The organism is Rhodococcus aetherivorans (assembly GCF_025722975.1).
GTDB classification, from domain to species: domain Bacteria; phylum Actinomycetota; class Actinomycetes; order Mycobacteriales; family Mycobacteriaceae; genus Rhodococcus; species Rhodococcus aetherivorans.
The window spans coordinates 6,011,679-6,036,263 of record NZ_CP106982.1 but is presented as its reverse complement, the minus strand read 5'-3'; the positions used below and the strand labels follow the sequence as shown (position 1 = coordinate 6,036,263).

At 67.2% G+C, this 24,585-nt stretch carries 18 protein-coding genes, 3 tRNA genes and 3 rRNA genes; 13 read left to right on the top strand and 11 right to left on the bottom strand.

Annotated elements, in window-relative coordinates; translation table 11 throughout:
• Positions 1-105 precede the first annotated feature (105 nt).
• Positions 106-1,077, top strand: a complete 972-nt coding sequence (locus OCS65_RS27640; RefSeq protein WP_043796747.1) for an alpha/beta hydrolase — start codon at positions 106-108, stop codon at positions 1,075-1,077.
• Between the two features lie 9 nt (positions 1,078-1,086).
• Here OCS65_RS27640 and OCS65_RS27635 read toward each other — a convergent pair whose 3' ends face one another.
• Together OCS65_RS27635 and hisC are read right to left on the bottom strand one after the other, a co-directional pair.
• The gene (locus OCS65_RS27635; RefSeq protein ID WP_263508299.1) at positions 1,087-2,772 is read right to left on the bottom strand and encodes a bifunctional metallophosphatase/5'-nucleotidase; all 1,686 of its coding nucleotides are present in this window, start codon (positions 2,770-2,772) and stop codon (positions 1,087-1,089) included.
• A 106-nt stretch (positions 2,773-2,878) separates the two neighbouring features.
• Complete coding sequence (gene hisC, locus OCS65_RS27630; protein WP_029547050.1) at positions 2,879-3,964, bottom strand: histidinol-phosphate transaminase; 1,086 nt, start codon at positions 3,962-3,964, stop codon at positions 2,879-2,881.
• 63 nt (positions 3,965-4,027) lie between these two features.
• Between hisC and OCS65_RS27625 the strand changes: the two genes are divergently transcribed.
• The 3 genes from OCS65_RS27625 (at position 4,028) to OCS65_RS27615 (ending at position 5,034) form a co-directional block, all read left to right on the top strand.
• On the top strand, positions 4,028-4,735 hold the full coding sequence (locus tag OCS65_RS27625) for a dienelactone hydrolase family protein (protein ID WP_263508296.1): 708 nt from the start codon (positions 4,028-4,030) through the stop codon (positions 4,733-4,735).
• A 76-nt stretch (positions 4,736-4,811) separates the two neighbouring features.
• Positions 4,812-4,903: transfer RNA gene (locus OCS65_RS27620), tRNA-Ser, on the top strand.
• Between the two features lie 58 nt (positions 4,904-4,961).
• Positions 4,962-5,034 (top strand) — tRNA-Arg (locus tag OCS65_RS27615).
• A 79-nt stretch (positions 5,035-5,113) separates the two neighbouring features.
• On the opposite strand, the gene OCS65_RS27610 is transcribed toward OCS65_RS27615, so the two are convergent.
• The 5 genes from OCS65_RS27610 to OCS65_RS27590 form a co-directional block, all read right to left on the bottom strand.
• Positions 5,114-6,466, bottom strand: a complete 1,353-nt coding sequence (locus OCS65_RS27610) for an MBL fold metallo-hydrolase (RefSeq protein ID WP_043796745.1) — start codon at positions 6,464-6,466, stop codon at positions 5,114-5,116.
• An 87-nt stretch (positions 6,467-6,553) separates the two neighbouring features.
• On the bottom strand, positions 6,554-7,327 hold the full coding sequence (locus OCS65_RS27605) for a sulfite exporter TauE/SafE family protein (RefSeq protein ID WP_050034394.1): 774 nt from the start codon (positions 7,325-7,327) through the stop codon (positions 6,554-6,556).
• 18 nt (positions 7,328-7,345) lie between these two features.
• The gene (locus OCS65_RS27600) at positions 7,346-7,771 is read right to left on the bottom strand and encodes a very short patch repair endonuclease (RefSeq protein ID WP_006932816.1); all 426 of its coding nucleotides are present in this window, start codon (positions 7,769-7,771) and stop codon (positions 7,346-7,348) included.
• Between the two features lie 17 nt (positions 7,772-7,788).
• Positions 7,789-8,934: a DNA cytosine methyltransferase gene (locus OCS65_RS27595; RefSeq protein ID WP_029547055.1), complete on the bottom strand. Its 1,146-nt coding sequence runs from the start codon at positions 8,932-8,934 to the stop codon at positions 7,789-7,791.
• Between the two features lie 97 nt (positions 8,935-9,031).
• Positions 9,032-9,307 (bottom strand): hypothetical protein, encoded by a 276-nt coding sequence (locus tag OCS65_RS27590; RefSeq protein WP_029547056.1) that lies wholly within the window; start codon positions 9,305-9,307, stop codon positions 9,032-9,034.
• Between the two features lie 699 nt (positions 9,308-10,006).
• On the opposite strand from OCS65_RS27590, the gene OCS65_RS27585 reads away from it, so the two are divergent.
• From OCS65_RS27585 to OCS65_RS27565, 5 genes are all read left to right on the top strand, one after another.
• A 16S ribosomal RNA gene (locus OCS65_RS27585) occupies positions 10,007-11,528 on the top strand.
• Between the two features lie 298 nt (positions 11,529-11,826).
• Positions 11,827-14,964, top strand: a 23S ribosomal RNA gene (locus OCS65_RS27580).
• 158 nt (positions 14,965-15,122) lie between these two features.
• Positions 15,123-15,239, top strand: a 5S ribosomal RNA gene (gene rrf, locus OCS65_RS27575).
• Together the 16S, 23S and 5S rRNA genes form the textbook arrangement of a ribosomal RNA operon.
• Positions 15,240-15,434: 195 nt before the next feature.
• Positions 15,435-17,066 (top strand): IS1634 family transposase, encoded by a 1,632-nt coding sequence (locus OCS65_RS27570; protein WP_263508292.1) that lies wholly within the window; start codon positions 15,435-15,437, stop codon positions 17,064-17,066.
• A 228-nt stretch (positions 17,067-17,294) separates the two neighbouring features.
• Complete coding sequence (locus OCS65_RS27565; RefSeq protein WP_029547057.1) at positions 17,295-17,903, top strand: hypothetical protein; 609 nt, start codon at positions 17,295-17,297, stop codon at positions 17,901-17,903.
• 81 nt (positions 17,904-17,984) lie between these two features.
• On the opposite strand, the gene OCS65_RS27560 is transcribed toward OCS65_RS27565, so the two are convergent.
• Positions 17,985-19,121, bottom strand: coding sequence for a GIY-YIG nuclease family protein (locus tag OCS65_RS27560; RefSeq protein WP_006944466.1), 1,137 nt, complete (start codon positions 19,119-19,121; stop codon positions 17,985-17,987).
• A 223-nt stretch (positions 19,122-19,344) separates the two neighbouring features.
• Between OCS65_RS27560 and OCS65_RS27555 the strand changes: the two genes are divergently transcribed.
• A complete protein-coding gene (locus tag OCS65_RS27555) occupies positions 19,345-19,950 on the top strand; it encodes a putative glycolipid-binding domain-containing protein (RefSeq protein ID WP_080688625.1) in 606 nt (201 codons plus the stop codon).
• 38 nt (positions 19,951-19,988) lie between these two features.
• Here OCS65_RS27555 and OCS65_RS27550 read toward each other — a convergent pair whose 3' ends face one another.
• On the bottom strand, positions 19,989-21,338 hold the full coding sequence (locus OCS65_RS27550) for an amidase (protein ID WP_231772126.1): 1,350 nt from the start codon (positions 21,336-21,338) through the stop codon (positions 19,989-19,991).
• Positions 21,326-22,288 (bottom strand): prephenate dehydrogenase, encoded by a 963-nt coding sequence (locus OCS65_RS27545; RefSeq protein WP_044476377.1) that lies wholly within the window; start codon positions 22,286-22,288, stop codon positions 21,326-21,328. Before OCS65_RS27545 ends, OCS65_RS27550 begins: the two co-directional genes overlap by 13 nt.
• 48 nt (positions 22,289-22,336) lie before the next feature.
• On the opposite strand from OCS65_RS27545, the gene OCS65_RS27540 reads away from it, so the two are divergent.
• From OCS65_RS27540 to OCS65_RS27530, 3 genes are all read left to right on the top strand, one after another.
• Positions 22,337-22,876, top strand: a complete 540-nt coding sequence (locus OCS65_RS27540) for a tRNA adenosine deaminase-associated protein (protein WP_029547061.1) — start codon at positions 22,337-22,339, stop codon at positions 22,874-22,876.
• On the top strand, positions 22,877-23,350 hold the full coding sequence (locus tag OCS65_RS27535) for a nucleoside deaminase (RefSeq protein ID WP_029547062.1): 474 nt from the start codon (positions 22,877-22,879) through the stop codon (positions 23,348-23,350).
• 45 nt (positions 23,351-23,395) lie between these two features.
• Positions 23,396-23,486: transfer RNA gene (locus OCS65_RS27530), tRNA-Ser, on the top strand.
• A gap of 69 nt (positions 23,487-23,555) precedes the next feature.
• Here OCS65_RS27530 and OCS65_RS27525 read toward each other — a convergent pair.
• On the bottom strand, positions 23,556-24,506 hold the full coding sequence (locus OCS65_RS27525) for a sterol desaturase family protein (RefSeq protein WP_231772125.1): 951 nt from the start codon (positions 24,504-24,506) through the stop codon (positions 23,556-23,558).
• Positions 24,507-24,585 lie beyond the last annotated feature (79 nt).

Sequence of the window (24,585 nt, the reverse complement as noted above, 5' to 3'; positions counted from 1 at the left end):
CACCAAGGGCGGCGATCCGCGTTGGTGACGAGCCCCACTTTCTTGACCCGCCCCGGTCCGTACTGTGGAATCGGATTTTCCGAAGTCGGGGGACGAAGGAAGTTGATGCTCAGAGCTGTGGTCGCGACGCTCGTCGCGGCGTTCGTTTTGCCACTGTCCGTGACGTCCGTCGTGTCCGCCGAGCCGGCGGCATCCGCGCGGGTGGATCGGGTGGAGTCCCTCACCGCTCGACGCTCGGCGGTGTTCGTGTACTCGCCGTCGATGCAGCGGGTCGTCCAGGTGCAGGTCCTGCACCCCGCCGGGGACGGGCAGCGCCCGTCCCTCTACCTGCTCGACGGCGTCAGCGCCGGCGCCGAGTCGGACTACCGCGAGAGCACGTGGACGCAGCGCACGGACCTCGTCGACTTCGTCGCCGACAAGAACGTGAACGTGGTGCTGCCGATCGGCGGTACCGCCAGCTACTACACGGACTGGCTCGCGCCGGACCCCGTTCTGGGGGTGAACGCGTGGGAGACCTTCCTGACGAAGGAACTGCCGCCGCTGATCGACGCCCGCTTCGCGGGCAACGGAGTGAACGCCATCGGCGGACTGTCGATGGGCGCGACGGGGGCGGCGAGCCTGATCGCCCGGAATCCGGACCTGTACCGGGGCGTGGCCGCGCTGAGCGGTTGCCTGGACACGTCGAAGGCGTCCGCGCAGGACGCGGTGCGCGGGACCGTCGCCTACAAGGGCGGCAATCCGGACAACATGTGGGGTGCACCGGGGGATCCGGCGTGGGCGGCACACGACCCGTACGCCCTGGCCGAGCGGCTGCGCGGCAAGGAGATCTTCATCAGCACCGGCAACGGCCTGCCCGGCCCGTACGACGTCGGCCCCGACGCGGAGGCTCTCGACGTGGGCGGACCGCTCGAGGTCGGCGCCTTCGTGTGCACGATCGGCTTCGACCGGCGGCTGCGGGAGCTGAGAATCCCCGCCACCATCGTCTACCGCCCGTACGGCACGCATTCGTGGCCCTACTGGCAGGACGACCTGCGCACCGCCTGGCCGACGCTCGAACGCGCCCTCGGTCTCGGCTGAGCGGTTCCGTCAGGGCAGCGCGATGCGGTCGGTGGCCGGCGGCGGGACGGGCGCGTGCTGCGCCAGGTAGTCGTTCAGGGCGTCGAGCTCGGCACCCGCCCCCGTCGCCCGTCGCGCCTGTGTGAACCCGGTGAATCCGTCGCCGCCCTCGGCGAGGAACCCGTTGACGACCACCCGGTAGGCCGCGGCCGCATCGAGCGGCCGATCGGCGATCGTGACATCCCGGATCCGGCTGCCGGGCGCCGCGGCCCGGTCGAGGACGTAGCGCAGGGTGTGCGACGGCGCGAGGATCCGTTCGCGGCCCGCGCCGGTTCCGTCCTGCTGGAACTGCTGCTCGAGGATCCCGACCAGTTCCGCACCGGTGAGCTCGAGCACCTGCAGCCGGTTCCCGAACGGCTGGGCTGCGTAGGCGTCGCCGTAGGTGACGACCCCGTCACCGGAATGCAGCAGGTCGGCGCGCACTCCACCGGGATTCGTGAGCGCGAGCTGCGCCCCGGCGGGTTTGGCGGCCGCCAGCTGCGCGTCCGCGACGAGGTTGCCGAGGGCCGACTCGCCGCTGGGCGCGGTATCGCGGGTCAGGTCGGCGGCGATGCGGCCGACGACGCGTTCGGCGACGTCGCGCGACTCGTCGACGGCCCGGTCCACGAACTGCTGCGTGCGCGGGTCGGGGGCGATGTCGTGCGTCACGATCTGATTGAACGCGTGGGTGCGGTCGCGCAGCACGTCGCGGCTCTCCCGGTCGATCGTCAGGTCCGCGACCGAGATGATGCGCCCGTGCGAGGCGCCCTGCAGCACGGTCCGGGGACTGCCCGCCGGGTCGGGGTAGCTGCAGTTGAAACTGTCGTCGCCGTCCGCGGTGACGATGACATCCACCTTCGGCGACACCCGGGTGGCGAGGCTGCGCGCGGGCCCGGCGGTGGCGTCGCACGGGTCGGTCCCGGCGGGCGGCGTCAACGCGCCCTTGTAGAGCAGGACGATCGAGCGGACGCCGAGGGCATCGAGCGCGTCGGCGGTGCGGTCGACGGCCGTGATCTCGTCGGTGAACTGCAGGCCGGCGATGTCGTCGCCGCGCACCACCTGCGGCGTGTCGTGGGGGGCGATGCCGATGACGCCGACCGGCACACCGTCGACGTAGTCCACGGTGAACGGCAGGGCCGCGGGGCTGCCGTCGGCGTCGGCGACGTTCGCCGCGATCAGCGGGAAGGTGGCTCCGGCGTACTCCTCGTCGTACCGGCAGCCCTCCGGGTGGCAGCCGCCGTCGCGCAGGCGCTGCAACTCGGCGTAGCCGTTGTCGAACTCGTGGTTGCCGAGGGCGGCCGCAGTCACGTCGAGGCCGTTGAGCAGGTCGACGGTGGGTTCGTCGTGGAACATCGCCGACTCGATCGGGGACGAGCCCCAGGTGTCGCCGACGGAGTAGAGCACCGAGTTGTCCGCCTGCGAGCGCAGCTGCCGGACGTAGGCGGCGAGATATGCGGCGCCGCCCGCCGGAACGGATGCGCCGTCGGAGCGGACGACCTCGCTGCGGGGGCCCTGGGGCGGGAGGAGGCTGCCGTGCAGGTCGCGGAAGGCGATGAGCCGCAGCGGCAGGGCGTCCGGGGGGATCGCGGTCGCGGGGGCCACGGCGAGCGACGTCCACAGCGCGCCGGTCAGCAGGGCCGCGGACAGGGTCCACCGGCGTGCCACGCCTGAACCCATCCGCACACTCCAACTTCCGTAGCCGACCGGACGAGTGTGCCAACGGATGGTCACGCGATCGCCACCCGGCGATAACGGTTGGGTCTCGTAGGCGTTCCTGCGCAGGTCAGGGCTTCGAGATTTCCGCGATCTCGACGCCCTTGCCGGTCGCAAATGCGAGGAACGCGTCGTTCTCGTGCGGATCGCCGATGGTCACCCGCACCCCGTCGTCCGCGTACTGGCGCACCAGCACACCGGCCTCCGCGCACGCCTCGGAGAACGCCGCCGACCGGTCACCGAGCGGCAACCACACGAAGTTGGCGTAGCTCTCCGGCACGGGATAGCCGGCGTCCACGAGCGCCGTCCGCACCCGGTCGCGCTCGGCGAGCACGCTGTCGGTGCGCTCGAGCAGTTCGTCGGCCGCCGCCAGGGACGCGATGGCCGCCTGCTGTGCGAGCGAGCTGACGCTGAACGGGGTGTGCACCTTGTTCAGGACCTTGATCACCGACGGGTCGCCGACGAGATAGCCGACCCGCAGGCCGGCCAGGCCGTAGGCCTTCGAGAAGGTCCGCAGCACCACGACGTTCGGCCGGCCGGCGGCGAGCGCGATCCCGTCCGCCTGCTCCTCGCCGGGCTTCGGGCGGGCGTATTCGAAGTAGGCCTCGTCGAGCGCGACGAGCACCTGCGGCGGCACCGCGTCGAGGAACCGTTCCAGCTCCGCTCTGCCCAGCAGCGCCCCGGTCGGGTTGTTGGGGTTGCAGACGAACACCACCCGGGTGCGGTCGGTGATCGCGGCGAGCATCGCGTCGAGGTCGTGGCCGTGCTCCGGGGTGTTGGGCACCGGCACCGACTTCGCGCCGGCCACCGCCGTCACCACCGGGTACGCCTCGAACGACCGCCAGGAGAACACGACCTCGTCGCCGTCGTTGCAGGTCGAGAGCACCAGTTCCTGGCACAGGCTCACCGAGCCGTTGCCCACGGCGATGTTCTCCGGCTTCACCCCCAGCCGCCCGGCCAGCGCGCCGATGAGCACGGCCGCCATGTTGTCCGGATACCGGTGGACCGTGTACGCCGCCTCGGCGATCGCGTCGCGCACGCTGGGCAGGGGACCGACGGTGGTCTCGTTGCTGGCGAGCTTGATCGCGCCCGGGAAACTGCGGCCGGGCACATAGGACGGGATCGAGGTGAGGTCGGGGCGGGTCCGTGGGGTCACCAGCCGATTATGCGCCCGGCGATTGCGTGCACGGTCGTGGTGGGTCGTGTCATCGTGGACGGTATGTCGGGAATCCACACTGCCGCGGCCCGGTTGCCGGACGGGTCGGGGCAGGTACCGCTGACCGTGTTTCGGCCGGAGGGTGCCATCCGCGGTGGCATCGTCGTGCTGCACGAATCCCGTGTGTTTCCGCCGGCCCTGCTGGCGTTCATGGAGGTTCTGGCTGCCGAGGGCTGGCTGGTCGTGGCTCCGTATCTGTTCCACCGCGAGTTCACCGAGGACGACGAGGTGTTCGGGCAGAACCTGTTCGACGACGTCGATGCCGCGATGGACTGGCTGGTACGCAGTGGGGTCTACCCGGACGCGGTCGGCGTGATCGGGTTCGACGACGCCGGGACGGCGGCGCTCATCGTCGCCGCCAATCGGCGGGTGGGTGCCGCGGTCACCGTCGCGGCGCACGGCATCGTGCAGCCGTTGCGGCCCGACGTTCCCGCACTCGTCGAGGCCGTGCGCAACCTGCAGGCGCCGTGGCTCGGTCTGTACGGCGAGGACGACCCGACCACCCCGACCGGCGACGTCGAGCAGCTGCGCGAGGCTGCCGGACAGGCCGACGCACCGACCCTGGTCATCGGTTACCCCGGCCTGGCGCATCGCCCCGACGAGCCGCCGGTCGAGCACGACACCGCCGATCCGGACACCGACCCGGCCGAGGCGGCGATCATCGACGCACGGCGCCGGATCTTCGACTGGTTCGACGCGCACCTGCGCTGACCAGGCGTTTTGCGTTTGCCGTCCGAACGTGTGTAATCTTTCGTCCCGGCGGTTCGAGAGAATCGAAACCCCCCAGGGAGGCGTGCCAGAGCGGCCGAATGGGACTCACTGCTAATGAGTTGTCCCCTTTACGGGGGACCGGAGGTTCAAATCCTCTCGCCTCCGCCACGTCGGTGCAGCGTCGCCGGCGACAACTGAATATGAGAAACAACTACATACACGCACTGCGCCCGTAGCTCAACGGATAGAGCATCTGACTACGGATCAGAAGGTTAGGGGTTCGAATCCCTTCGGGCGCACAACGAAGAGCCCCTCACCCATTGTGGTGAGGGGCTCTCGCGTCGTGGCGGCCCCCCGGCCCCGACGATGGGGCAGGACCTACGACGTGCCGATCAGACCCTGGTCGTACGCCTTCTCGAAGTCGTCGTTGACGAGGACGACGGTGCGGTCGATCCGGTCGATCATGGACGCGGCGACGGATGCCCGGTAGCCGGAGGCGCAGTGCACCCACACCTCCCCGCGGGGTACCTCGTCGAGCCGCTCGGCGAGGTCGTGCAGCGGGATGTTGACCGCTCCGCGCACGTGGCCGTCCTCGTACTCGTCCTTCTGGCGCACGTCGAGGACCCGGACCTGCTCGCTGTCGATCTCCCGGGTCAGCTCCGCGAAGTCCGAGACGCGGTACGACCGAAGTTCGTGTCCGTTGACCAGGGTGTGGATCTCGCCGACGGCCGCTCCGGCGAGTTCGTCGACGCCGATGCGGACCAGTTCGCGCTTGGCGTCGGCGATCTGCTCGTCGCTCTCGCCGATGAGGGTCAGTGGCGCACCCCACTTGTAGAGCCACCCCAGGTAGGTGACGAAGGAGGTGGACAGCTCGAAGCCGAGTGTGCCGCCCAGGTGTCCCGCGGCGAAGGCGGTGCGCTCGCGCAGATCGACGACCCACTCACCGGCGTCGATGCGCCGGCGCAGCTCGGCCGGGTCGACCGGCTCCGGCGCAGACAGGTCGAGCGGCGACGGACCCGCCCTGTTGATCACGCCCATGTGGGCGTAGTACGCGGGGTAGGTATTGAGTCCGGCGATGAGCTCGTCGACGTAGGCCTGCTCGTCGCGGGTCAGCGCCGGGTTGACGTCGCGTTGCTGCCCGACGGTGGACGAGTCGCCGCTGGTGGGGGTCGCCGAGCAGAAGCTGCCGAAGCCGTGGGTGGGATACACCGGAGTGTCGGCCGGCACTTCGTCGGCGATCCGTCGCACGGAGCGGAACTGTGCGTGGGTCAGTTCCTCGGTGTACTGCGGGCCGACGAGATCGGTGCGGCCGGTCGAGCCGTACAGCATCGACCCGCCGGTGAAGATCCCGTGCGTGCCGCCGGTCGCGTCGAGCAGCACATAGCTGACGTGGTGGTGGGTGTGCCCGGGGGTGTGCATCACCCGCAGCCGGATGGGACCGGCGTCGATCAGGTCGCCGTCGTGGACGGCACGTCGCTCGTAGTCCACGTCGTCGCCGGCTGGAACGATGTACTCGGCCTCGACGGCGCGGGACAGTTCCAGCCCACCGGTGACGTAGTCGTTGTGGATGTGGGTCTCGAGGACATGGGTGATGCGCGCTCCGCGGTCGTTGGCGAGCGCGAGCACTCGATCGATGTCCCGCTGTGGATCCACGACGACGGCGACGTCCGCCTCGGTGACGAGATAGCTGCGATCGCCGAGGCTCGAGGTTTCGATGATCGATACGTCCATGTCGATGCCTTTCCACGGTACTTCCACTATGCCCCCGGATACCCCGGGGCGTACGAAGAATGCGTGGAGTGCGGGAAGAGTTTCGGCTCAGCGCAGGAACAGTGTGTCCACCAGCACGTACGCGGCCACGACGAAGACGAGATAGGCGAACCACCGCCGCAGCCGTCCGGTTTCCATGCGCGTGCCGAGGTGACCGGCGACAAGCGACGCGACGACCGCGGCCCCGGCGAACGCCGCCGTGATCGACCAGTCGATGTCGGCGTCCCCGAGATGCGCGATCAGCCCGGCCGCCGAGTTGGCGACGATGACGACGAGGGAGGTCCCGACGGCGACGCCCATCTCCAATCCGAGGAGCATCACCAGCGCGGGGATGATCAGGAAGCCGCCGCCGACGCCGAACAGGCCGGTCAAGAAGCCCACCCCCAGGCCGGCCGGGATCGCCCTCGGCGCGCATCGCTTCCAGTCGATGCCGAAGTCGCCGGTCTTGCACGCGGTCCCGGCGTCGTCGCTCTCGCGCAGCATCCGGATCCCCGCGACCACCATCACGACGGCGAAGCCCACCAGCAGCACCGGTTGCGGCAGCAGCGTGCCCACAGCCGTGCCGGCGAACGTCGCGGGGATGCCGGCCGCGGCGAACACCGCGGCCAGCCGCCAGTCGACCTGCCCGGCCCGAGCCTTGGGGATCGCCCCGGACAGGGCTGCGGCCCCGACGACGATCAGCGAGATCGGGATGGCCTGGCGGAAGTCGAGTCCGAGGCCGTACACCAGGGCGGGGACCGCCAGGATGGATCCGCCGCCCCCGAGGAGGCCGAGCAGGACCCCGATGACCGCTCCGAGAACGAGCGCGATCGCCGGTTGCACCGCTTCCTCCTTCGCCGGTCAGGAATCGGCAGTACCCGGTCCCGCCGCGAACAATGCGGCCTGCACCCGATCCGCGGCCTCCGCGGGGTCCTCGTGCTCCCAGATCCGCACCGCCGTCCATCCGGCCGCGGCGAGCGCCGCGTCGGTGTCCCGGTCCCGGGCCACGTTCCCGGCGAGCTTGGCGGCCCACCACTCGGCGTTGTTCTTCGGATCGGTGGCGTGCTGCGGGCAACGATGCCAGAAGCACCCGTCGACATACACCGCAACGCGGCGGCGCGGGAACACCAGGTCGGCGCGACGACGGATCCCCGGCAGGGGAGCACGATCGACGAAGTAGCGCACCCCGCGACGATGCAACTCCCGGCGCAGGGCCACCTCGGGGACGGTGTCCCTGCGCCGCTGCCGGCTCATCCGGGCGCTGGTCTGCGGATCGGTGGAGGGCACGGGGGTCGGCTCCGTCCTCAGGCCGCGGCCTCGGGGAAGCCGCCCATGCGGTCCAGGTGGGATTCGACGTCGTCGAGGAAGCCGGGCACGAATCTCAGGTTCCCGGACCGGGCCCGCCGCAGGAAACCGGCGGTGGCCCGCGCCGACAGCAGGCGCGCGTCCTCCAGGAATCCGGCGAGATCCTCGTACGGTTCCTGCACCGGCCAGTGCGACTCGTGCACCCGGAAAGCCCGCCGCCGCGCGCCCCAGGCGGCACTCGGCCAGGGGTCGCCGGGCCGCAGCGGGGTCTGGTGGTCGGGGGAGTAGTCGATCGGCCGCCCGAGCCGTCCACCGACCCACGCGGCCATGCGCACGCTCACTGCATTGCCGACGAGTCGCCACCGATGCCCGGTCCGCACACCGGGCGCCTGGATGGCGGGTGCGGTCCAGTCGGGGTCGAAGCCCTGCAGCCGTTCGGCGTCGATCAGACCGGGAGTGACGATCTCGCCCGACGGCAGCCGCACTGCCGGCGGACTCGCGATGCCCACCGTGGAGCCGCCCTTGAGCGTGGGCACGGCGTTGACCGCCCAGCCGAGACCGCGCACGCCTTCGGTCCAGTAGAACCCGCACGGGTGGGTGCCGGGATCGCCTTCCGCGGGGGCGCCGGCGTCCTCGCCGAACAACACCGTCCGGGGGTCGTCGGTGCGCGAGGCGAGCATGAGCACCCGCTGCCGGCGCTGCGGGAGTCCGAACGCGCGGGCATCGACGACCCGGTACGCCCACGCGTACCCGAGATCCTCGAGCGCATCGGTGATGTGACGCATCGCGGCGCCGCGTCCGAGTTGCAGCATGAAGGGGACGTTCTCGATGAGCAGCCATCGCGGGCCCTGCTTGCGCCGCACCAACCGGAACACCTCGTCGACGAGGCCCGACCGGGAGCCGGTGATGCCGGCGGTCCTGCCGGCCTGCGACAGGTCCTGGCACGGAAAGCCCGCGGTGACGACCTCGGTTGCCTGGGGCAGGGAACGGAGGCGGGTGACGTCGGTGTGCAGAGGTACATCGGCGAAGCGGGCGCGGAGCACGGCCTGGGCTCCGGCGTCGATCTCGCAGAGCAGTTCGGTGCGCCAGCCGTGCTCGGCCAGGCCGAGCTCGAGTCCGCCGATACCGGCGAACAAACCCACCATGTTCCCGGTCGACGTCACGGCACCCTTTCTCGCTTTGCTCACGGAGCACGTTACTCGAGAATTCGGGCGGCCCGTGCCGCGACGCGAGATGCAATGATCACGTCCGCCGAAAGAGCGAGACGTGTGCCTCGGGGGACGCGATCGACTCGAAGACGGCCTTCATCCGGACCACGGCCTCGATCCGGCGGGCCACGCTCGGTGCGACGTCACCCGCACAGTCGCCGGCCTCGCGGTCGCCGATCCCGAGGAGGAGCTCGTCGAGCGCGGCGAGGTAGTCCTGGCAGGCCGCCGCGCACGTCGCTGCCGCGGGGGACCCCGAGCCGGGTCCGTCCGCCCGGCCCGGCGGGACGATCTCTGCGGGAAAGCCACTCATGGGTCTCCTATGCCTGACGTGATCGGGGACGCGCGCCGCGGAACGACAACGACGGTGCCACGCAGTGCGCACGCCGGCTACGGTCCGCGCGGGGACTGCCACGAGGCGGACGCCTCGGAAGGTGAGACGCAGTGGCACAGGGGATGGTTCCGTGTCGCGGAAACAGCCGTCCTCGCGGGCAAACACCCGTCCTGACCTGGCGATTTGGCGCGGGGTCGAATGATCACGTAACTTATTCCAGGTCAGAGCGACACGGACACCGACCCGGCCCGCAGGGGCCCGGGAAAACGAGGTTGGACGAAGGCGCCTGATTAACCCGATTGAAAACCTTCTGGTAGGGTTTCCAATCGCTCCTGAGATCGGATCGGCCGCGGATTTTGATTCCGAAAGCCCCCGATGTTAGGCTGGAACGGTTGCCCCGGAGTGAAGCACTGAAAAGTGCGTAGCGATGGTGTGCGCGTGTTCTTTGAGAACTCAACAGTGTGCCGATGAATGTCAGTGCCAAATATTTTGTTTGGTGCGATCAGATCAGACGCCGACCATGGTGTCAAGCCGATGAGGTGTCGTGAGATGATCGTTGCTGGCTGCCGCATTCTTCCGTCTGTGGTGGTCAGTGTTTTTTGCTGGTTTGAGTTTTTTGCTGGTGATTTGGCTCGATGTCTATGACTGATCGGCCCTTCGGGGTTTGATTGTGAGTCTTCAACGGAGAGTTTGATCCTGGCTCAGGACGAACGCTGGCGGCGTGCTTAACACATGCAAGTCGAACGATGAAGCCCAGCTTGCTGGGTGGATTAGTGGCGAACGGGTGAGTAACACGTGGGTGATCTGCCCTGCACTTCGGGATAAGCCTGGGAAACTGGGTCTAATACCGGATAGGACCTCGGGATGCATGTTCCGGGGTGGAAAGGTTTTCCGGTGCAGGATGGGCCCGCGGCCTATCAGCTTGTTGGTGGGGTAACGGCCCACCAAGGCGACGACGGGTAGCCGGCCTGAGAGGGCGACCGGCCACACTGGGACTGAGACACGGCCCAGACTCCTACGGGAGGCAGCAGTGGGGAATATTGCACAATGGGCGCAAGCCTGATGCAGCGACGCCGCGTGAGGGATGACGGCCTTCGGGTTGTAAACCTCTTTCAGTACCGACGAAGCGCGAGTGACGGTAGGTACAGAAGAAGCACCGGCCAACTACGTGCCAGCAGCCGCGGTAATACGTAGGGTGCGAGCGTTGTCCGGAATTACTGGGCGTAAAGAGCTCGTAGGCGGTTTGTCGCGTCGTCTGTGAAAACCCGCAGCTCAACTGCGGGCTTGCAGGCGATACGGGCAGACTTGAGTACTGCAGGGGAGACTGGAATTCCTGGTGTAGCGGTGAAATGCGCAGATATCAGGAGGAACACCGGTGGCGAAGGCGGGTCTCTGGGCAGTAACTGACGCTGAGGAGCGAAAGCGTGGGTAGCGAACAGGATTAGATACCCTGGTAGTCCACGCCGTAAACGGTGGGCGCTAGGTGTGGGTTTCCTTCCACGGGATCCGTGCCGTAGCTAACGCATTAAGCGCCCCGCCTGGGGAGTACGGCCGCAAGGCTAAAACTCAAAGGAATTGACGGGGGCCCGCACAAGCGGCGGAGCATGTGGATTAATTCGATGCAACGCGAAGAACCTTACCTGGGTTTGACATACACCGGACCGCCCCAGAGATGGGGTTTCCCTTGTGGTCGGTGTACAGGTGGTGCATGGCTGTCGTCAGCTCGTGTCGTGAGATGTTGGGTTAAGTCCCGCAACGAGCGCAACCCTTGTCCTGTGTTGCCAGCAATTCGGTTGGGGACTCGCAGGAGACTGCCGGGGTCAACTCGGAGGAAGGTGGGGACGACGTCAAGTCATCATGCCCCTTATGTCCAGGGCTTCACACATGCTACAATGGCCGGTACAGAGGGCTGCGATACCGCGAGGTGGAGCGAATCCCTTAAAGCCGGTCTCAGTTCGGATCGGGGTCTGCAACTCGACCCCGTGAAGTCGGAGTCGCTAGTAATCGCAGATCAGCAACGCTGCGGTGAATACGTTCCCGGGCCTTGTACACACCGCCCGTCACGTCATGAAAGTCGGTAACACCCGAAGCCGGTGGCCTAACCCCTCGTGGGAGGGAGCCGTCGAAGGTGGGATCGGCGATTGGGACGAAGTCGTAACAAGGTAGCCGTACCGGAAGGTGCGGCTGGATCACCTCCTTTCTAAGGAGCAACTCCTTGCTCGGACCAGCACACAGGTGCCGGGGGAGCGAGGCAGAGCCATTTCGGATTCACACGTAATCCGGTGGTGCTCATGGGTGGAACGCTGACAGTCATCACCGCGCGGGAAGGACCCGAGTGTCCTTCTGCGGTGGTTATATCGGTGCACTGTTGGGTCCTGAGAGAACACGCGAGTGTTTTGTCAGCGACGATGATCCGCGAAACAAGAGGACATGGTTTTCTTGCGGTAGGGGTTGTTGTGTGTTGTTTGAGAACTGCACAGTGGACGCGAGCATCTTTGTTGTAAGTGTTTATGAGCGTACGGTGGATGCCTTGGCACCAGGAGCCGATGAAGGACGTGGGAGGCTGCGATATGCCTCGGGGAGCTGTCAACCGAGCTGTGATCCGAGGATTTCCGAATGGGGAAACCCAGCACGAGTGATGTCGTGTTACCCGCGCCTGAATATATAGGGCGTGTGGAGGGAACGTGGGGAAGTGAAACATCTCAGTACCCACAGGAAGAGAAAACAACATGTGATTCCGTGAGTAGTGGCGAGCGAAAACGGAAGAGGCTAAACCGGATACATGTGATACCCGGCAGGGGTTGTGTGTTCGGGGTTGTGGGGTTCGATGTGTCGGTGCTGCCGCGCCGGCCGACAGTGAGAAATCGCCTGTGTTAGTCGAAATGGTCTGGAACGGCCTGTCGTAGAGGGTGAGAATCCCGTAGACGAAAACGCGGTGACTGTCGATTCGAATACCCGAGTAGCAGCGGGCCCGTGAAATCTGCTGTGAATCCGTCGGGACCACCCGATAAGCCTGAATACTCCCTGGTGACCGATAGCGGACTAGTACCGTGAGGGAAAGGTGAAAAGTACCCCGGGAGGGGAGTGAAATAGTACCTGAAACCGTGCGCTTACAATCCGTCGGAGCCTTCGAGCAGTTTGGTCTGCTGGGGGTGACGGCGTGCCTTTTGAAGAATGAGCCTGCGAGTTAGTGGCATGTCGCGAGGTTAACCCGTGTGGGGTAGTCGTAGCGAAAGCGAGTCCGAACAGGGCGTCTGTAGTGGCATGTTCTAGACCCGAAGCGGAGTGATCTACCCATGGCCAGGGTGAAGCGACGGTAAGACGTCGTGGAGGCCCGAACCCACTTAGGTTGAAAACTGAGGGGATGAGCTGTGGGTAGGGGTGAAAGGCCAATCAAACTCCGTGATAGCTGGTTCTCCCCGAAATGCATTTAGGTGCAGCGTCGCGTGTTTCTCACCGGAGGTAGAGCTACTGGATGGTCTAGGGGGCCCACAAGCTTACCGAAATCAGCCAAACTCCGAATGCCGGTGAGTGAGAGCGCGGCAGTGAGACTGCGGGGGATAAGCTTCGTAGTCGAGAGGGAAACAGCCCAGATCGCCGGCTAAGGCCCCTAAGCGTGTACTAAGTGGAAAAGGATGTGGGATCGCTGAGACAACCAGGAGGTTGGCTTAGAAGCAGCCACCCTTGAAAGAGTGCGTAATAGCTCACTGGTCAAGTGGTTCTGCGCCGACAATGTAGCGGGGCTCAAGTACACCGCCGAAGCCGCGGCACTCGCACAACACCCCGGAGGGTCCACGGATCGTCCGGCAGTGGTGCGGGTGGGTAGGGGAGCGTCGTGCAGCCGGGGAAGCGCCGGAGTGATCCAGGTGTGGAGGCTGCGCGAGTGAGAATGCAGGCATGAGTAGCGAAAGACGAGTGAGAAACTCGTCCGCCGAATGACCAAGGGTTCCTGGGCCAGGTTAATCCGCCCAGGGTGAGTCGGGACCTAAGGCGAGGCCGACAGGCGTAGTCGATGGACAACGGGTTGATATTCCCGTACCCGTGTGAACGCGCCCCTGGTGAATCATCGGTACTAACCGTCCAAAGGGTGATCGAGTTCCTTCGGGAGCCGAGAGCCTGCTGCACGGGACCTTCGGTGGTAGTAGCCAAGCGATGGGGTGACGCAGGAAGGTAGTGGGGCCGGTCAGTGGTTGTACCGGTGTAAGCCCGTAGGGCGTGACACAGGCAAATCCGTGTCGCACACAGCCTGAGAGGTGATGCGTAGCCGAATGAGGCGAATTCCATGATCCTATGCTGCCGAGAAAAGCCTCTAGCGAGCTTTCACACGGCCCGTACCCCAAACCGACACAGGTGGTCAGGTAGAGAATACCGAGGCGATCGAGAGAACTGTGGTTAAGGAACTCGGCAAAATGCCCCCGTAACTTCGGGAGAAGGGGGACCAGTCCCGGTGACCGGACTTGCTCCGTGAGCCGGGGGTGGTCGCAGAGACCAGAGAGAAGCGACTGTTTACTAAAAACACAGGTCCGTGCGAAGTCGTAAGACGAGGTATACGGACTGACGCCTGCCCGGTGCTGGAAGGTTAAGAGGACCGGTCAGCGGAGTTCACTCCGCGAAGCTGAGAATTTAAGCCCCAGTAAACGGCGGTGGTAACTATAACCATCCTAAGGTAGCGAAATTCCTTGTCGGGTAAGTTCCGACCTGCACGAATGGCGTAACGACTTCTCTGCTGTCTCAACCACAGACTCGGCGAAATTGCACTACGAGTAAAGATGCTCGTTACGCGCGGCAGGACGAAAAGACCCCGGGACCTTCACTACAGCTTGGTATTGGTGTTCGGTTCGGTTTGTGTAGGATAGGTGGGAGACTGGGAAGCCCGCACGCCAGTGTGGGTGGAGTCGTTGTTGAAATACCACTCTGATCGTATTGGACCTCTAACCTCGGACCCTGATCGGGTTCAGGGACAGTGCCTGGTGGGTAGTTTAACTGGGGCGGTTGCCTCCCAAAATGTAACGGAGGCGCCCAAAGGTTCCCTCAGCCTGGTTGGCAATCAGGTGTCGAGTGCAAGTGCACAAGGGAGCTTGACTGTGAGACCGACAGGTCGAGCAGGGACGAAAGTCGGGACTAGTGATCCGGCACCGGCATGTGGAAGCGGTGTCGCTCAACGGATAAAAGGTACCCCGGGGATAACAGGCTGATCTTCCCCAAGAGTCCATATCGACGGGATGGTTTGGCACCTCGATGTCGGCTCGTCGCATCCTGGGGCTGGAGTAGGTCCCAAGGGTTGGGCTGTTCGCCCATTAAAGCGGCACGCGAGCTGGGTTTAGAACGTCGTGAGACAGTTCGGTCTCTATCCGCCGCGCGCGTTAGAAACTTGAGGAAGGCTGTCCCTAGTACGAGAGGACCGGGACGGACGAACCTCTGGTGTGCCAGTTGTCCCGCCAGGGGCACGGCTGGTTGGCTACGTTCGGAAGGGATAACCGCTGAAAGCATCTAAGCGGGAAGCCTGTTCCAAGATGAGGTTTCTCACCCCCTCGAGGGGGTAAGGCCCCCGGCAGACCACCGGGTTGATAGGCCGGAACTGGAAGTGCGGTAACGCATGCAGGTGACCGGTACTAATAGGCCGAGGACTTACCACAAAGAAGCTACGCGTCCACTGTGCGGTATCTGAAACAACACACCCGATTCACACGCTTTTCGTGAATCGAGTGAAGGCGAAGCCCCCGGAACAAGGGGGAACAGCGTTCACTCGATCGTTCACGAGCGAAGCGAGTGGGTATGGGTCGTTTCGCAGAGTTACGGCGGCCATAGCGGAGGGGAAACGCCCGGTCCCATTCCGAACCCGGAAGCTAAGCCCTCCAGCGCCGATGGTACTGCACCCGACAGGGTGTGGGAGAGTAGGACACCGCCGAACACCCGTTACCGGAAGCCCCCCAACATCGTTGGGGGGCTTCCGGCATTTCCGCATGTTCCGGTCCCGCTCCCTCTTGTCCGTGCTCCGGCCTGAGTTAGGACATTACTGGCGGGTAGAACACCTGCCGAGGCTTCCACCTGCGCATTCACGACGTCGACGAAGCGGATCGGGACACTAAGCAGGTAGGTTCGGGCCGTGGCATTCGTGCGGAAAGTGCGCACCGCATCCGGGGCGGTAGCGGTGCAGGTCGTGCGCAAACACCGCGGCCGGCACGAGATCCTCGCTCACGTCGGGTCCGCGCATACCGACGTCGAGCTGGGCATTCTGCTCGAACGAGCCCGACACCTGCTGCACGGCGATCAAGGCGTGCTGGAGCTGGATGTGCCGACGCCCGTCGAGCAGATCGCCGATGTTGCCGACTGGCGGACCGGCCAACTGCCCGGCCCGACGACGAGCAAGGGTGGCGAGCTCGCCGGGGCGGGACGAACCGTGCGCACCAGCGCCCGGTTGCTCTACGACGTGCTCACCTTCGTCTACGACGGGCTCGGCTTCGACATCATCGACGACGCGGTGTTCAAAGACCTGGTCATCGCCCGGATCGTCGAACCGACCTCGAAGATCGATGCCCTGCGCGTCCTCGACGATCTCGGCGCTGATCCGGTGTCGTACAAAACGATTCAACGCCACCTCGCGCAGATCATCACCGGCGACTACCGCGACCGGATCGCCCGCCGTTGCTTCGAGTACGCGGCCAGCACCGGCGGGTTGGGATTGCTGCTGTTCGATGTGACCACCTTGTACTTCGAGGCCGAGAAGGAAGACGACCTGCGCAAGGTCGGCTACTCCAAAGAGCGCCGGGTCGATCCACAAATCGTGGTCGGGTTGCTCGTCGACCGCACCGGGTTCCCACTGGAGATCGCCTGTTTCGAGGGCAACAAGGCCGAAACGCACACCCTGGTCCCCATGGTGCGTCAGTTCCAAGCCCGGCACGACCTCGAGGGCGTGGAGATGGTCATCGCCGCCGATGCCGGCATGCTGTCGGCGGCGAATCTCACCGCTCTCGACGAGGCCGGCCTGAAGTTCATCGTCGGCTCCCGGGTGACGAAGGCGCCCGCTGATCTGACGTCCCATTTCCATTGGCACGGTGATGTGTTCACCGATGGGCAGATCATCGACACCGTCACCCCCCGGCACGCCCGCAGCGTGGTCAACACCGTGAAAAGGCGGGCCGAACCGGTCTGGGATCCGGTTCGGCATCCCACCTCGTGGCGGGCGATCTGGCAGTACACCCGCAAACGTGCCGTGCGCGACAACCAGACTCTCAATGCCCAGGAGGCGAGGGCGCGGGCGGTGGTCGAGGGCACCCAGAAGTCGAAGGCGACGCGCTTCGTCAAGACCACCACCGCAGGTCAGCGACTCGATGATGCCGCGCTGGCACGAGCTCGATCGCTGGTCGGCTTGAAGGGATACGTCACCAATATCCCGGTCACGCTCATGGAACCGGGCGAGGTGATCGGCAAGTACCACGACCTGTGGCATGTCGAGCAGTCGTTTCGCATGTCGAAGACCGATCTGCGGGCACGGCCGATGTTCCACCGCACCCGCGACGCCATCGAGGCGCACCTGACCATCGTGTTCGCCGCTCTGGCCGTCGCCCGCTGCGCCCAGGACCACACCGGTGTGGCGATCGCGAGGCTGGTCAAGCAACTGCGGCCGCTACGAACCTCGACCATCGCCATCAACGGCGCCGTCCAGGACTTTCCGCCGCAGATCCCTGCTGCTGAACTGGAGATTCTCACCCGTCTCGGCTTCGAATCGGGACACTAAGCCAAATGTCCTAACTCAGGCGGAAGCCCCCCAACATCGTTGGGGGGCTTCCGGCATTTCCGCATGTTCCGGTCCCGCTCCCTCTTGTCCGTGCTCCGGCACAGGCGAATCATTGAATCTACGGTGGTCGCGATTGCCGGCCGTCGGGTGACGCCGACGGTGGACGGCAACGGGTCGGCCACGGAAGCCGTTGGGTGCGGGCTTGTCCCGCACGTGGAGGCGATAGTGATGTTCATTCAGGTCTGGCAGGGGACGGTTCGCGACGAGCAGGGACTGAAGGCCTGCCTGCAGCGGTGGACGGACGAGCTGCGCCCGGGCGCAGTGGGCTATCTGGGTAGCACGTCGGGATTCAGCGACGACGGCACCTTCGTGTCGGTGGCGCGGTTCGAGTCGGAGGAGGCGGCCCGCCGCAACAGCGAACGTCCGGAGCAGGGCGCGTGGTGGGCCGAGGCCGAGCAGTGCTTCGACGGGGAGATCACCGTCCACGACTGCCGTGACGTCGAGGTGTGGATGGAAGGTGGCTCGGACACTGCAGGATTCGTACAGGTCATGGAGGGGCACTGCCCCGATCTCGGGCGGATGAAGAGTCTGCTCGCCGAGGGTCAGGACCGGGTGCATGAGCTGCGGCCCGAGATCATCGGCGGCACGCTCGCCACCTACGGTGACGACGGGTACGTCGAGACGGTGTACTTCTCGTCCGAGGAGGAGGCACGGGCCCACGAACGGATGGAGATTCCCGACGATCTGCGGCCGCTTCTGGAGGAGGAGATGCGCCTGCTCGGCGACGTGCACTACTACGACCTGCACGAGCCCATTCTCACCCCGAGTGGCAGGTGAGCCGGCTCAACCGACAGTAGGGAAGCCCGGGCCGTGGTGGCACGGCCCGGACCGCCCCGCAGTGTCAACCGTTCCGCAGTGTCAGGGCCTCGGCCGGTGGGGCAGGGCCCGCGTGAGCCGCGGCGCCCAGCCGTGGGACGGCCAGCGCTTGAGTCCCAGCCGATCCGGCGTCAGACGGGTGTCGACGAAGAGCTTCTCGAGTTCGGGATCGGCGTCGCCGAGGAAGCGGTAGAGGATGGTGCCGCCGTTGTCCTCGGTGCGGGATGCCGCTTCCCAGCCGGTGGCCCGGTAGGCGCCGCGCACGATGTTGTCCGCCACCACCAGGATGGGCAGTCCGTCGACCCTGCGTGCCGCGGCTCCGGCCGGCCACGGACGGTCGGCGAGTCCTCGGACCTGTTCGGGGGAAGCCGATTTCGCATCCGTGATCCGCAGCACGACGCACGGGGTGGGCAGCTCGGGTGCGGCCTCCGCGGAGTACTGACGTATCAGCTCCTCGATGGGGTGGGCCACCCGGTCGGATTCCTCGGTCGCGCCGACGAGGTTGGTCAGCACGAGTTCGCCGTCGTGCGGTTCGAGCAGCCCCAGCACCGAGACCAGGGCCTGCGCGGTGAAGCCGGCGGCGTGGTCGGCGTCGACCGCCGGGGCCACCCGGTCGGCCACGACGTAGTGGCCCACGGAGTAGCCGGAGTCGTAGACGGCACGGATCCGGTGCACAGCCGCGTCGGCTTCGGGGGTGTGGGCGGGCGGGGCCTCGCCGCCGGCGGTGAGCTTGTGGTTTTCGCCGAGTGCCGTCCAGGTCAAGGCGAACAGGCGGTTTCCGCGGCCCTGTCCGACGTGCAGGACGGTGTGGTCGCGCGGATCGACGAGGGCGTACACATAGGCACCGAGCTGTTCGACGACCATCGCCGGCAGCGGGTCCGGGGTGGGGGTGCGGTCGTCGACGTCGGTGACGATCTCGCGCAGGACGGCGAGGCGCAAGGCGACCGGTACGGTGCCGGCGGAGCCGCCGAACAGTTCGCGGTTGGCGGCATCGACGGAGCCGAAGGCGCGTCCGGTGTGGCGGGCCAGGGCGGCGAGCGCACGAGTGAACTCGGCGAGGCGCTGACGAGGGTCCGCGGCGGTATCGGGCAGCTCGTTGCTGGTCAGGAACATCTGGATCTCGGGGGACTCCAGGAGGATCTGGGCGATGTTCTGAGGAACTGTCCACACGGTACGCATGAGGCGACTGTAGGCCAGTCTCTTGCGGGTAGCGGGTTGCGTGCTCAAACGCGCTGCACAACGCCGGTGGTCACCGCCCGGCAACCGCGTCTTGGTGCCGCGGACACGCGCCCGTGGTGTGACGATCGCCACGTTCGCCATAGTCGTCGGCTACACGAAGGGCACGATTCACGGCACCCCTGCTCCCTGGGGGTGGCTCGTCGCTTAACGTAGACACGTGAGCATCCCAGTCCCCGATGCCGCGCGGTCTGCGGCGAGCCCAGCATCGAACTGGCCCGCGATTCTGACGTGGCGGGCGTACGACGTTCCTCGGATGGAGTCGGTGCGTGTCCAACTGAGCGGCAGTCGCATCAAGGCGGCGGGTCGCATCGTCGGCGCGCAGTGCGCGGAGCACCCCGCGTTCAGCGCGTCGTACGACCTCGTGACCGACGAGAACGGTGTGACGCGCCGGTTGTCGGTGCGCACGACCGTGGCCGCCGGCGAGAGGCACATGTCGATCAGCCGGTCCGAGGAGGGCATCTGGATGGTCGACAACGGCACCCAGCACCAGCGTTCGGCGTTCGGCGGGGCACTCGACGTCGATGTCATCCTCAGCCCGTTCTTCAATGCGCTGCCGATCCGCCGCTACGGGCTGCAGTCCGGCGCGGACGAACTCGAGGTTCCGGTCGTCTACGTGAACCTGCTCGACCTCGGCATCGAGGAGGCCACCCTCGTCTACAGCAGCGCGGCCGACGGCATCCACGTCCTGTCCCCGGTCTCCAGCTCCTCGGTGACGGTGGACGGCGACGGTTTCGTCGTGGACTACCCCGGTCTGGCGGGGCGGATCTAGGCCGGGCTGTTTCAGGAGAGGGCGCTGCCCTCGCAGTTTCAGGAGAGGGCGCTGCCCTCCATTGCCATCGCCAGTGCGAGGGCCGTGGACTCTCCGGGGTGACTGCCGTGCCCGCCGGTCCCGGTGGTCAATCCGATCACCTGTACGCCGATGGGAAAGTCTCCGCCGCCCGGCGCGGGAACCGACACCGCAGGTACGCCGAGCACGCTGAACGGGATGCACATCTGCAATAGCGGCCCCCGGAGCGCGGCGGGGTCGCTGTCGAGTGCGGCCGATCGCAGCGGGGTGGTGACGGTGATCAGGGCGTCGAGCCCGTCGTCGCGGCGTAGCCGGCGCAGGACGTCGCGGCGCAGCCGGGCGGCCGTTCGCACGGCCCGCACGTAGTCCGTCGCCGGACGGTCCCGCTGAGCCGCGAGCAGCGCCGCGGTGGCCGGCTGGTAGAGGTCCGGGTCGTTCTCGAACCAGCGCTGATGGGTTTCGTACGCCTCCGAGCCGGTGACGACGGGATACACGGCGAGCAGGTCGTCGGTCTCCGGCAGCGTCACGTCCCGTACCTCCGCACCGAGGTGGGCGAGCGTGCGGCAGGCGTCGTCGAGCGCGGACTCGAATGTGGCGTCGGGCACGTCCCAGAGGCCGCCGCGCAGCCGCCCGACCCGCAGACCCGAGACGGGCGTGCGCAGGTGTGCGATTCCGGGCAGCGCACCCCACGCCAGTCCGGCGTCGAGGACGTCGCGGGCGAGCAGGCCCACGTGGTCGAAGGTGGTGGACAGGGGGAACACCCCGTCGACCGGCAACGCGCCGCGGGTGGGCTTGAGGCCGACGACGCCGCACAGTGCCGCCGGGGTCCGCACACTGCATCCGGTGTCGGTGCCCAGCGCCAGCGGCACGATGCCCTTGGCGACGAGCGCCGCCGACCCCGAGGACGAGCCGCCGGTGATCCGGGTGGGATCGTGCGGGTGCCGGGCCGGTCCGGACGCGTTGACCAGGCCACTCGGCCCGTACGCGAACTCGTGCAGGTGCGTCTTGGCCACCACGACGGCGCCGGCCTCGCGGAGCCGCTCGACGATCCTGGCGTCCCGTGCGGCCGGCGGTGCGTCGGCGAGGACGTTGCTGCCGCACCGCGTCGGCATCCCGGCGACGTCGATGTTGTCCTTGACGGCGACGGCGACACCGTGCAGCGGGCCGATCCAGTTGCCGGCCGCGAGTTCGGCGTCGGCGCGAGCGGCGGACTCGAGGGCGGCGGCGTCGTTGCGAGCGGCCACGAGGTTCGACCACGGTGTGCCGTCGAGGGCGTCGAGGTCGGCCAGCACCTGCCGGACGTGGCCGGTGGCGGTCAGTTCGCCTTTCGCGAGTGCCGCCGTGGTGTCGCGCAGTGTCACCGCGTCCACACCTCGCCGCGGCGGCCGGCCTCGCGCAGCCGGGCGATCCAGTCGGCATCGCCGGGGACGATGCCGGTGACGGGCCGCCGTGCGCGCTGCTCGAATCGTCGCCGGGCGGCGTGACCGGCGGCGGTCAGCTCGGCGGTGCTGCCGTCGGCGAGTCGCTCGCGGGCGAGGCGCAGCACCTCGAGGGTCTCGTCGAGGGTCGTGAGCAGCGCCGTGGCGTTGCCCTCGCACATCGCGTCGACCAGCGCGGGTGCCGTCCCGGCGACGCGGGTGCCGTCGCGGAACGAGCCGGCGGCCAGGCCCAGCGCCAGGTCGCCTCCGGCGGCCCCGGACAGCGCCAGTGCCTCGGCGAGCAGGTGCGGCAGGTGCGAGACGCGGGCGACCGCAGCGTCGTGCTCACCCGATTCGGCGGGCACGACGACGGAACCGCAGTCGAGGGCGAGATCGGCGACCTGCGTCCACACCACGGGGTCGGTGCCGTCGTCCACGGTGACCACCCACACCGCGTCGCGGAACAGTTCCGCGAATCCCGCCGACCAGCCGGACTCGGCGGTGCCGGCCATGGGATGGCCGCCGACGAAGCGGGCGGACAGCCCGTGGGCGGCGACAGCGGCGGCGACCTGCGACTTGACGCTGACCACGTCGGTCAGCGCGGCGTGCGGGGCGTGCTCGGCGACGGCGGCGAGCACCGCGTCCACCGCGGGCACGGGCACGGCGACGACGACGAGGGCGTCGGATTCCGCGGCGCGCCGCAGCGTGGCCGGCAGGTCGGTGGAGGCGTCGAATCCGTCGGCCCGCGCGGCCTCGACGGGCTCCGCCGACCTGTTGTATCCCCAGGCCTCGCGACCCGCGGCGACGGCCGCACGCAGCAACGATCCGCCGATCAGGCCGAGGCCGAGCACACACACGGGCGGGGTGGACGCGGAGGTGGGCACCCGAACAGGTTGGCACATCGCCCGCTGGACTTCATTCACGGGACTGCGCCGACTACCGTTGCGCCCATGGCTGCGCAGCGTGCGGGGAACAAGAGCCCTTCCGTGAGTTCGACTGAGGACCTCGACGGGTTCGGGGTCGCCGTGACGCGGGAGGACGGTCGCTGGAAGTGCAAGGCACTGTCGGCGGCGGTGTTGACGAGCCTCGAGGTGGCCGACCGGGAGCTGCGCGAGCTGCGCAGCACCGGCGCGATCTTCGGGTTGCTCAACGTGGACGACGAGTTCTTCGTCATCGTCCGGCCCGCCCCGTCGGGCACGCGTCTGCTGCTGTCCGACGCGACCATGGCCATCGACTACGACATCGCCGCCGACGTGCTCGACGCGTTGAACATCGAAATCCCGGATATCGACCCCGACGAGCTCGACGACATCGAGCCGTGGGAGGAGGGCGATCTGGGGATTCTCGCGGACTTGGGATTGCCGGAGCCGGTGCTGGCGGTGATCGCCGCCGAGTCCGATCTGTATCCGGACGAGCAGATCGAGGAGATCGCCCAGCGGCTGGGATTCGACGACGTCCTCGCCACGACGCTGGACAAGCTGCGCCCCTAGATGGGCCTGCGCGACGACGAGGCGATGATCCGGGCCGCGCTGGAGGCGGCCGCCGCGGCGCCGGCCGGCGACGTGCCGGTGGGTGCGGTGCTGTTCGATGCGGACGGGACCGAGCTGGCCCGTGCGGCGAATTCGCGGGAGGCCACGGGCGATCCGACGGCTCATGCGGAGGTGCTGGCGCTGCGCGCGGCGGCGAAGGTGCACGGCGACGGCTGGCGGCTCGAGGGCACGACGCTGGCCGTGACGCTGGAGCCGTGCACGATGTGTGCGGGCGCGCTGGTGCTGGCCAGGGTGCACCGCGTGGTATTCGGGGCATGGGAGCCGAAGACGGGTGCGGTCGGGTCGCTGTGGGACGTGGTGCGTGATCGTCGGCTCACCCACCGCCCCCAGGTGCGCGGCGGCGTGCTCGAGGACGAATGCGCGGCGGTGCTCGAAGGCTTCTTCCGGGCCCAGCGTCTCGCCGAACGCCGGTGACCTGCGGATTTCAACTCCGGGACCGAATCCGGTAAAGTCGTGGGCGGTGGCGTGTCCGAGCGGCCTAAGGAGCACGCCTCGAAAGCGTGTGACGGGTAACCCCCGTCCGAGGGTTCAAATCCCTCCGCCACCGCCAAGAACGGCCCCGATCCGGTTGACCGGATCGGGGCCGTTTTCGTTCGTCGAATGCGCAGTTCCGGTCGCTTCACCCGGCGTGTCGTGACGACAACTGCGCACTCGCGACGGTGGTCGGTCGCTGCGGCGCCCAGCCGGGCGGGCCGAACGTATAGCCGAGCTTGTCGCGCCACCTCGTGGCGGCCCGCCAGTCGCGGGCGATGGCCTGGTACTCGTGCGTCTGCAGCCGCCAGATGTTGTAGGTGCCGACGGGCTTGGTGAGTCCGTACGTGGGGCGGTGGGTCTCGCGGCGGAAGGTACCGAACAGGCGGTCCCACAGGATCAGGATGCCGCCGTAGTTGCGGTCGAGGTATTCGGGGTCGCACCCGTGGTGCACACGATGGTGTGAGGGGGTGTTGAACACGAACTCGACGGGCCGGGGCAGCGTGCCCACCCGCTCGGTGTGCACGAAGAACTGGTACACGAGCGAGACGGAGAATCCGACGAACACCATCCACGGCGGGATGCCGAGGAAGGGCAGCGGCAGCCACATGAGGATCTCGCCGCTGTTGTTCCATTTCTGGCGCAGGGCCGTGGCGAAGTTGAAGTACTCGCTCGAGTGGTGTGCCTGGTGGGTGGCCCACACGAGCCGCACCCGGTGCGCTGTCCGGTGGTACCAGTAGTAGAGCAGGTCGATGCCGAGGATCAGGATCGCCCACGTGTACCAGGCGTCCGCCGGCAGGTGCCACGGTGCGAGGTACACCCAGATCGCCGAGTAGCCGACGAGGGCCAGCACCTTCCAGGCGGCGCTGGTGCCGATGGAGACCAATCCCATGGAGATGCTCGTGCGCGCGTCGATGGCCTCGTAGCCGCCGCGCGGCGGACGGGTGTGCCCGTCGTCGCCGGGTTCGACGTGCTCGAGCGTGCGGGCGGCGGCCCATTCGAGGGCGAGGAAGAGCAGGAACGCCGGGATGGCCAACGCGACGGGGTCGTGCAGGGGCTCGAGCAGCGACGCCCAGGACGCCGTCAGGGTCTCCCACATTCGGTCCTCCGGGAGTGATGTGAACAGGCGTCCAATCTACCGGAATGTGGTGACGGTCACTACGGCGGGCGAGGGGCCG

Excerpts from the sequence above, each read along its gene's own strand:
- OCS65_RS27545 (WP_044476377.1), bottom strand. The coding sequence starts at position 22,288 with ATGTGCCAACCTGTTCGGGTGCCCACCTCCGCGTCCACCCCGCCCGTG.
- OCS65_RS27625 (WP_263508296.1), top strand. The coding sequence starts at position 4,028 with ATGTCGGGAATCCACACTGCCGCGGCCCGGTTGCCGGACGGGTCGGGG.
- OCS65_RS27640 (WP_043796747.1), top strand. The coding sequence starts at position 106 with ATGCTCAGAGCTGTGGTCGCGACGCTCGTCGCGGCGTTCGTTTTGCCA.
- OCS65_RS27590 (WP_029547056.1), bottom strand. The coding sequence starts at position 9,307 with ATGAGTGGCTTTCCCGCAGAGATCGTCCCGCCGGGCCGGGCGGACGGA.
- OCS65_RS27525 (WP_231772125.1), bottom strand. The coding sequence starts at position 24,506 with ATGTGGGAGACCCTGACGGCGTCCTGGGCGTCGCTGCTCGAGCCCCTG.
- OCS65_RS27540 (WP_029547061.1), top strand. The coding sequence starts at position 22,337 with ATGGCTGCGCAGCGTGCGGGGAACAAGAGCCCTTCCGTGAGTTCGACT.
- OCS65_RS27635 (WP_263508299.1), bottom strand. The coding sequence starts at position 2,772 with ATGGGTTCAGGCGTGGCACGCCGGTGGACCCTGTCCGCGGCCCTGCTG.
- OCS65_RS27595 (WP_029547055.1), bottom strand. The coding sequence starts at position 8,934 with ATGGTGGGTTTGTTCGCCGGTATCGGCGGACTCGAGCTCGGCCTGGCC.
- OCS65_RS27565 (WP_029547057.1), top strand. The coding sequence starts at position 17,295 with ATGTTCATTCAGGTCTGGCAGGGGACGGTTCGCGACGAGCAGGGACTG.
- OCS65_RS27535 (WP_029547062.1), top strand. The coding sequence starts at position 22,877 with ATGGGCCTGCGCGACGACGAGGCGATGATCCGGGCCGCGCTGGAGGCG.
- OCS65_RS27560 (WP_006944466.1), bottom strand. The coding sequence starts at position 19,121 with ATGCGTACCGTGTGGACAGTTCCTCAGAACATCGCCCAGATCCTCCTG.
- OCS65_RS27610 (WP_043796745.1), bottom strand. The coding sequence starts at position 6,466 with ATGGACGTATCGATCATCGAAACCTCGAGCCTCGGCGATCGCAGCTAT.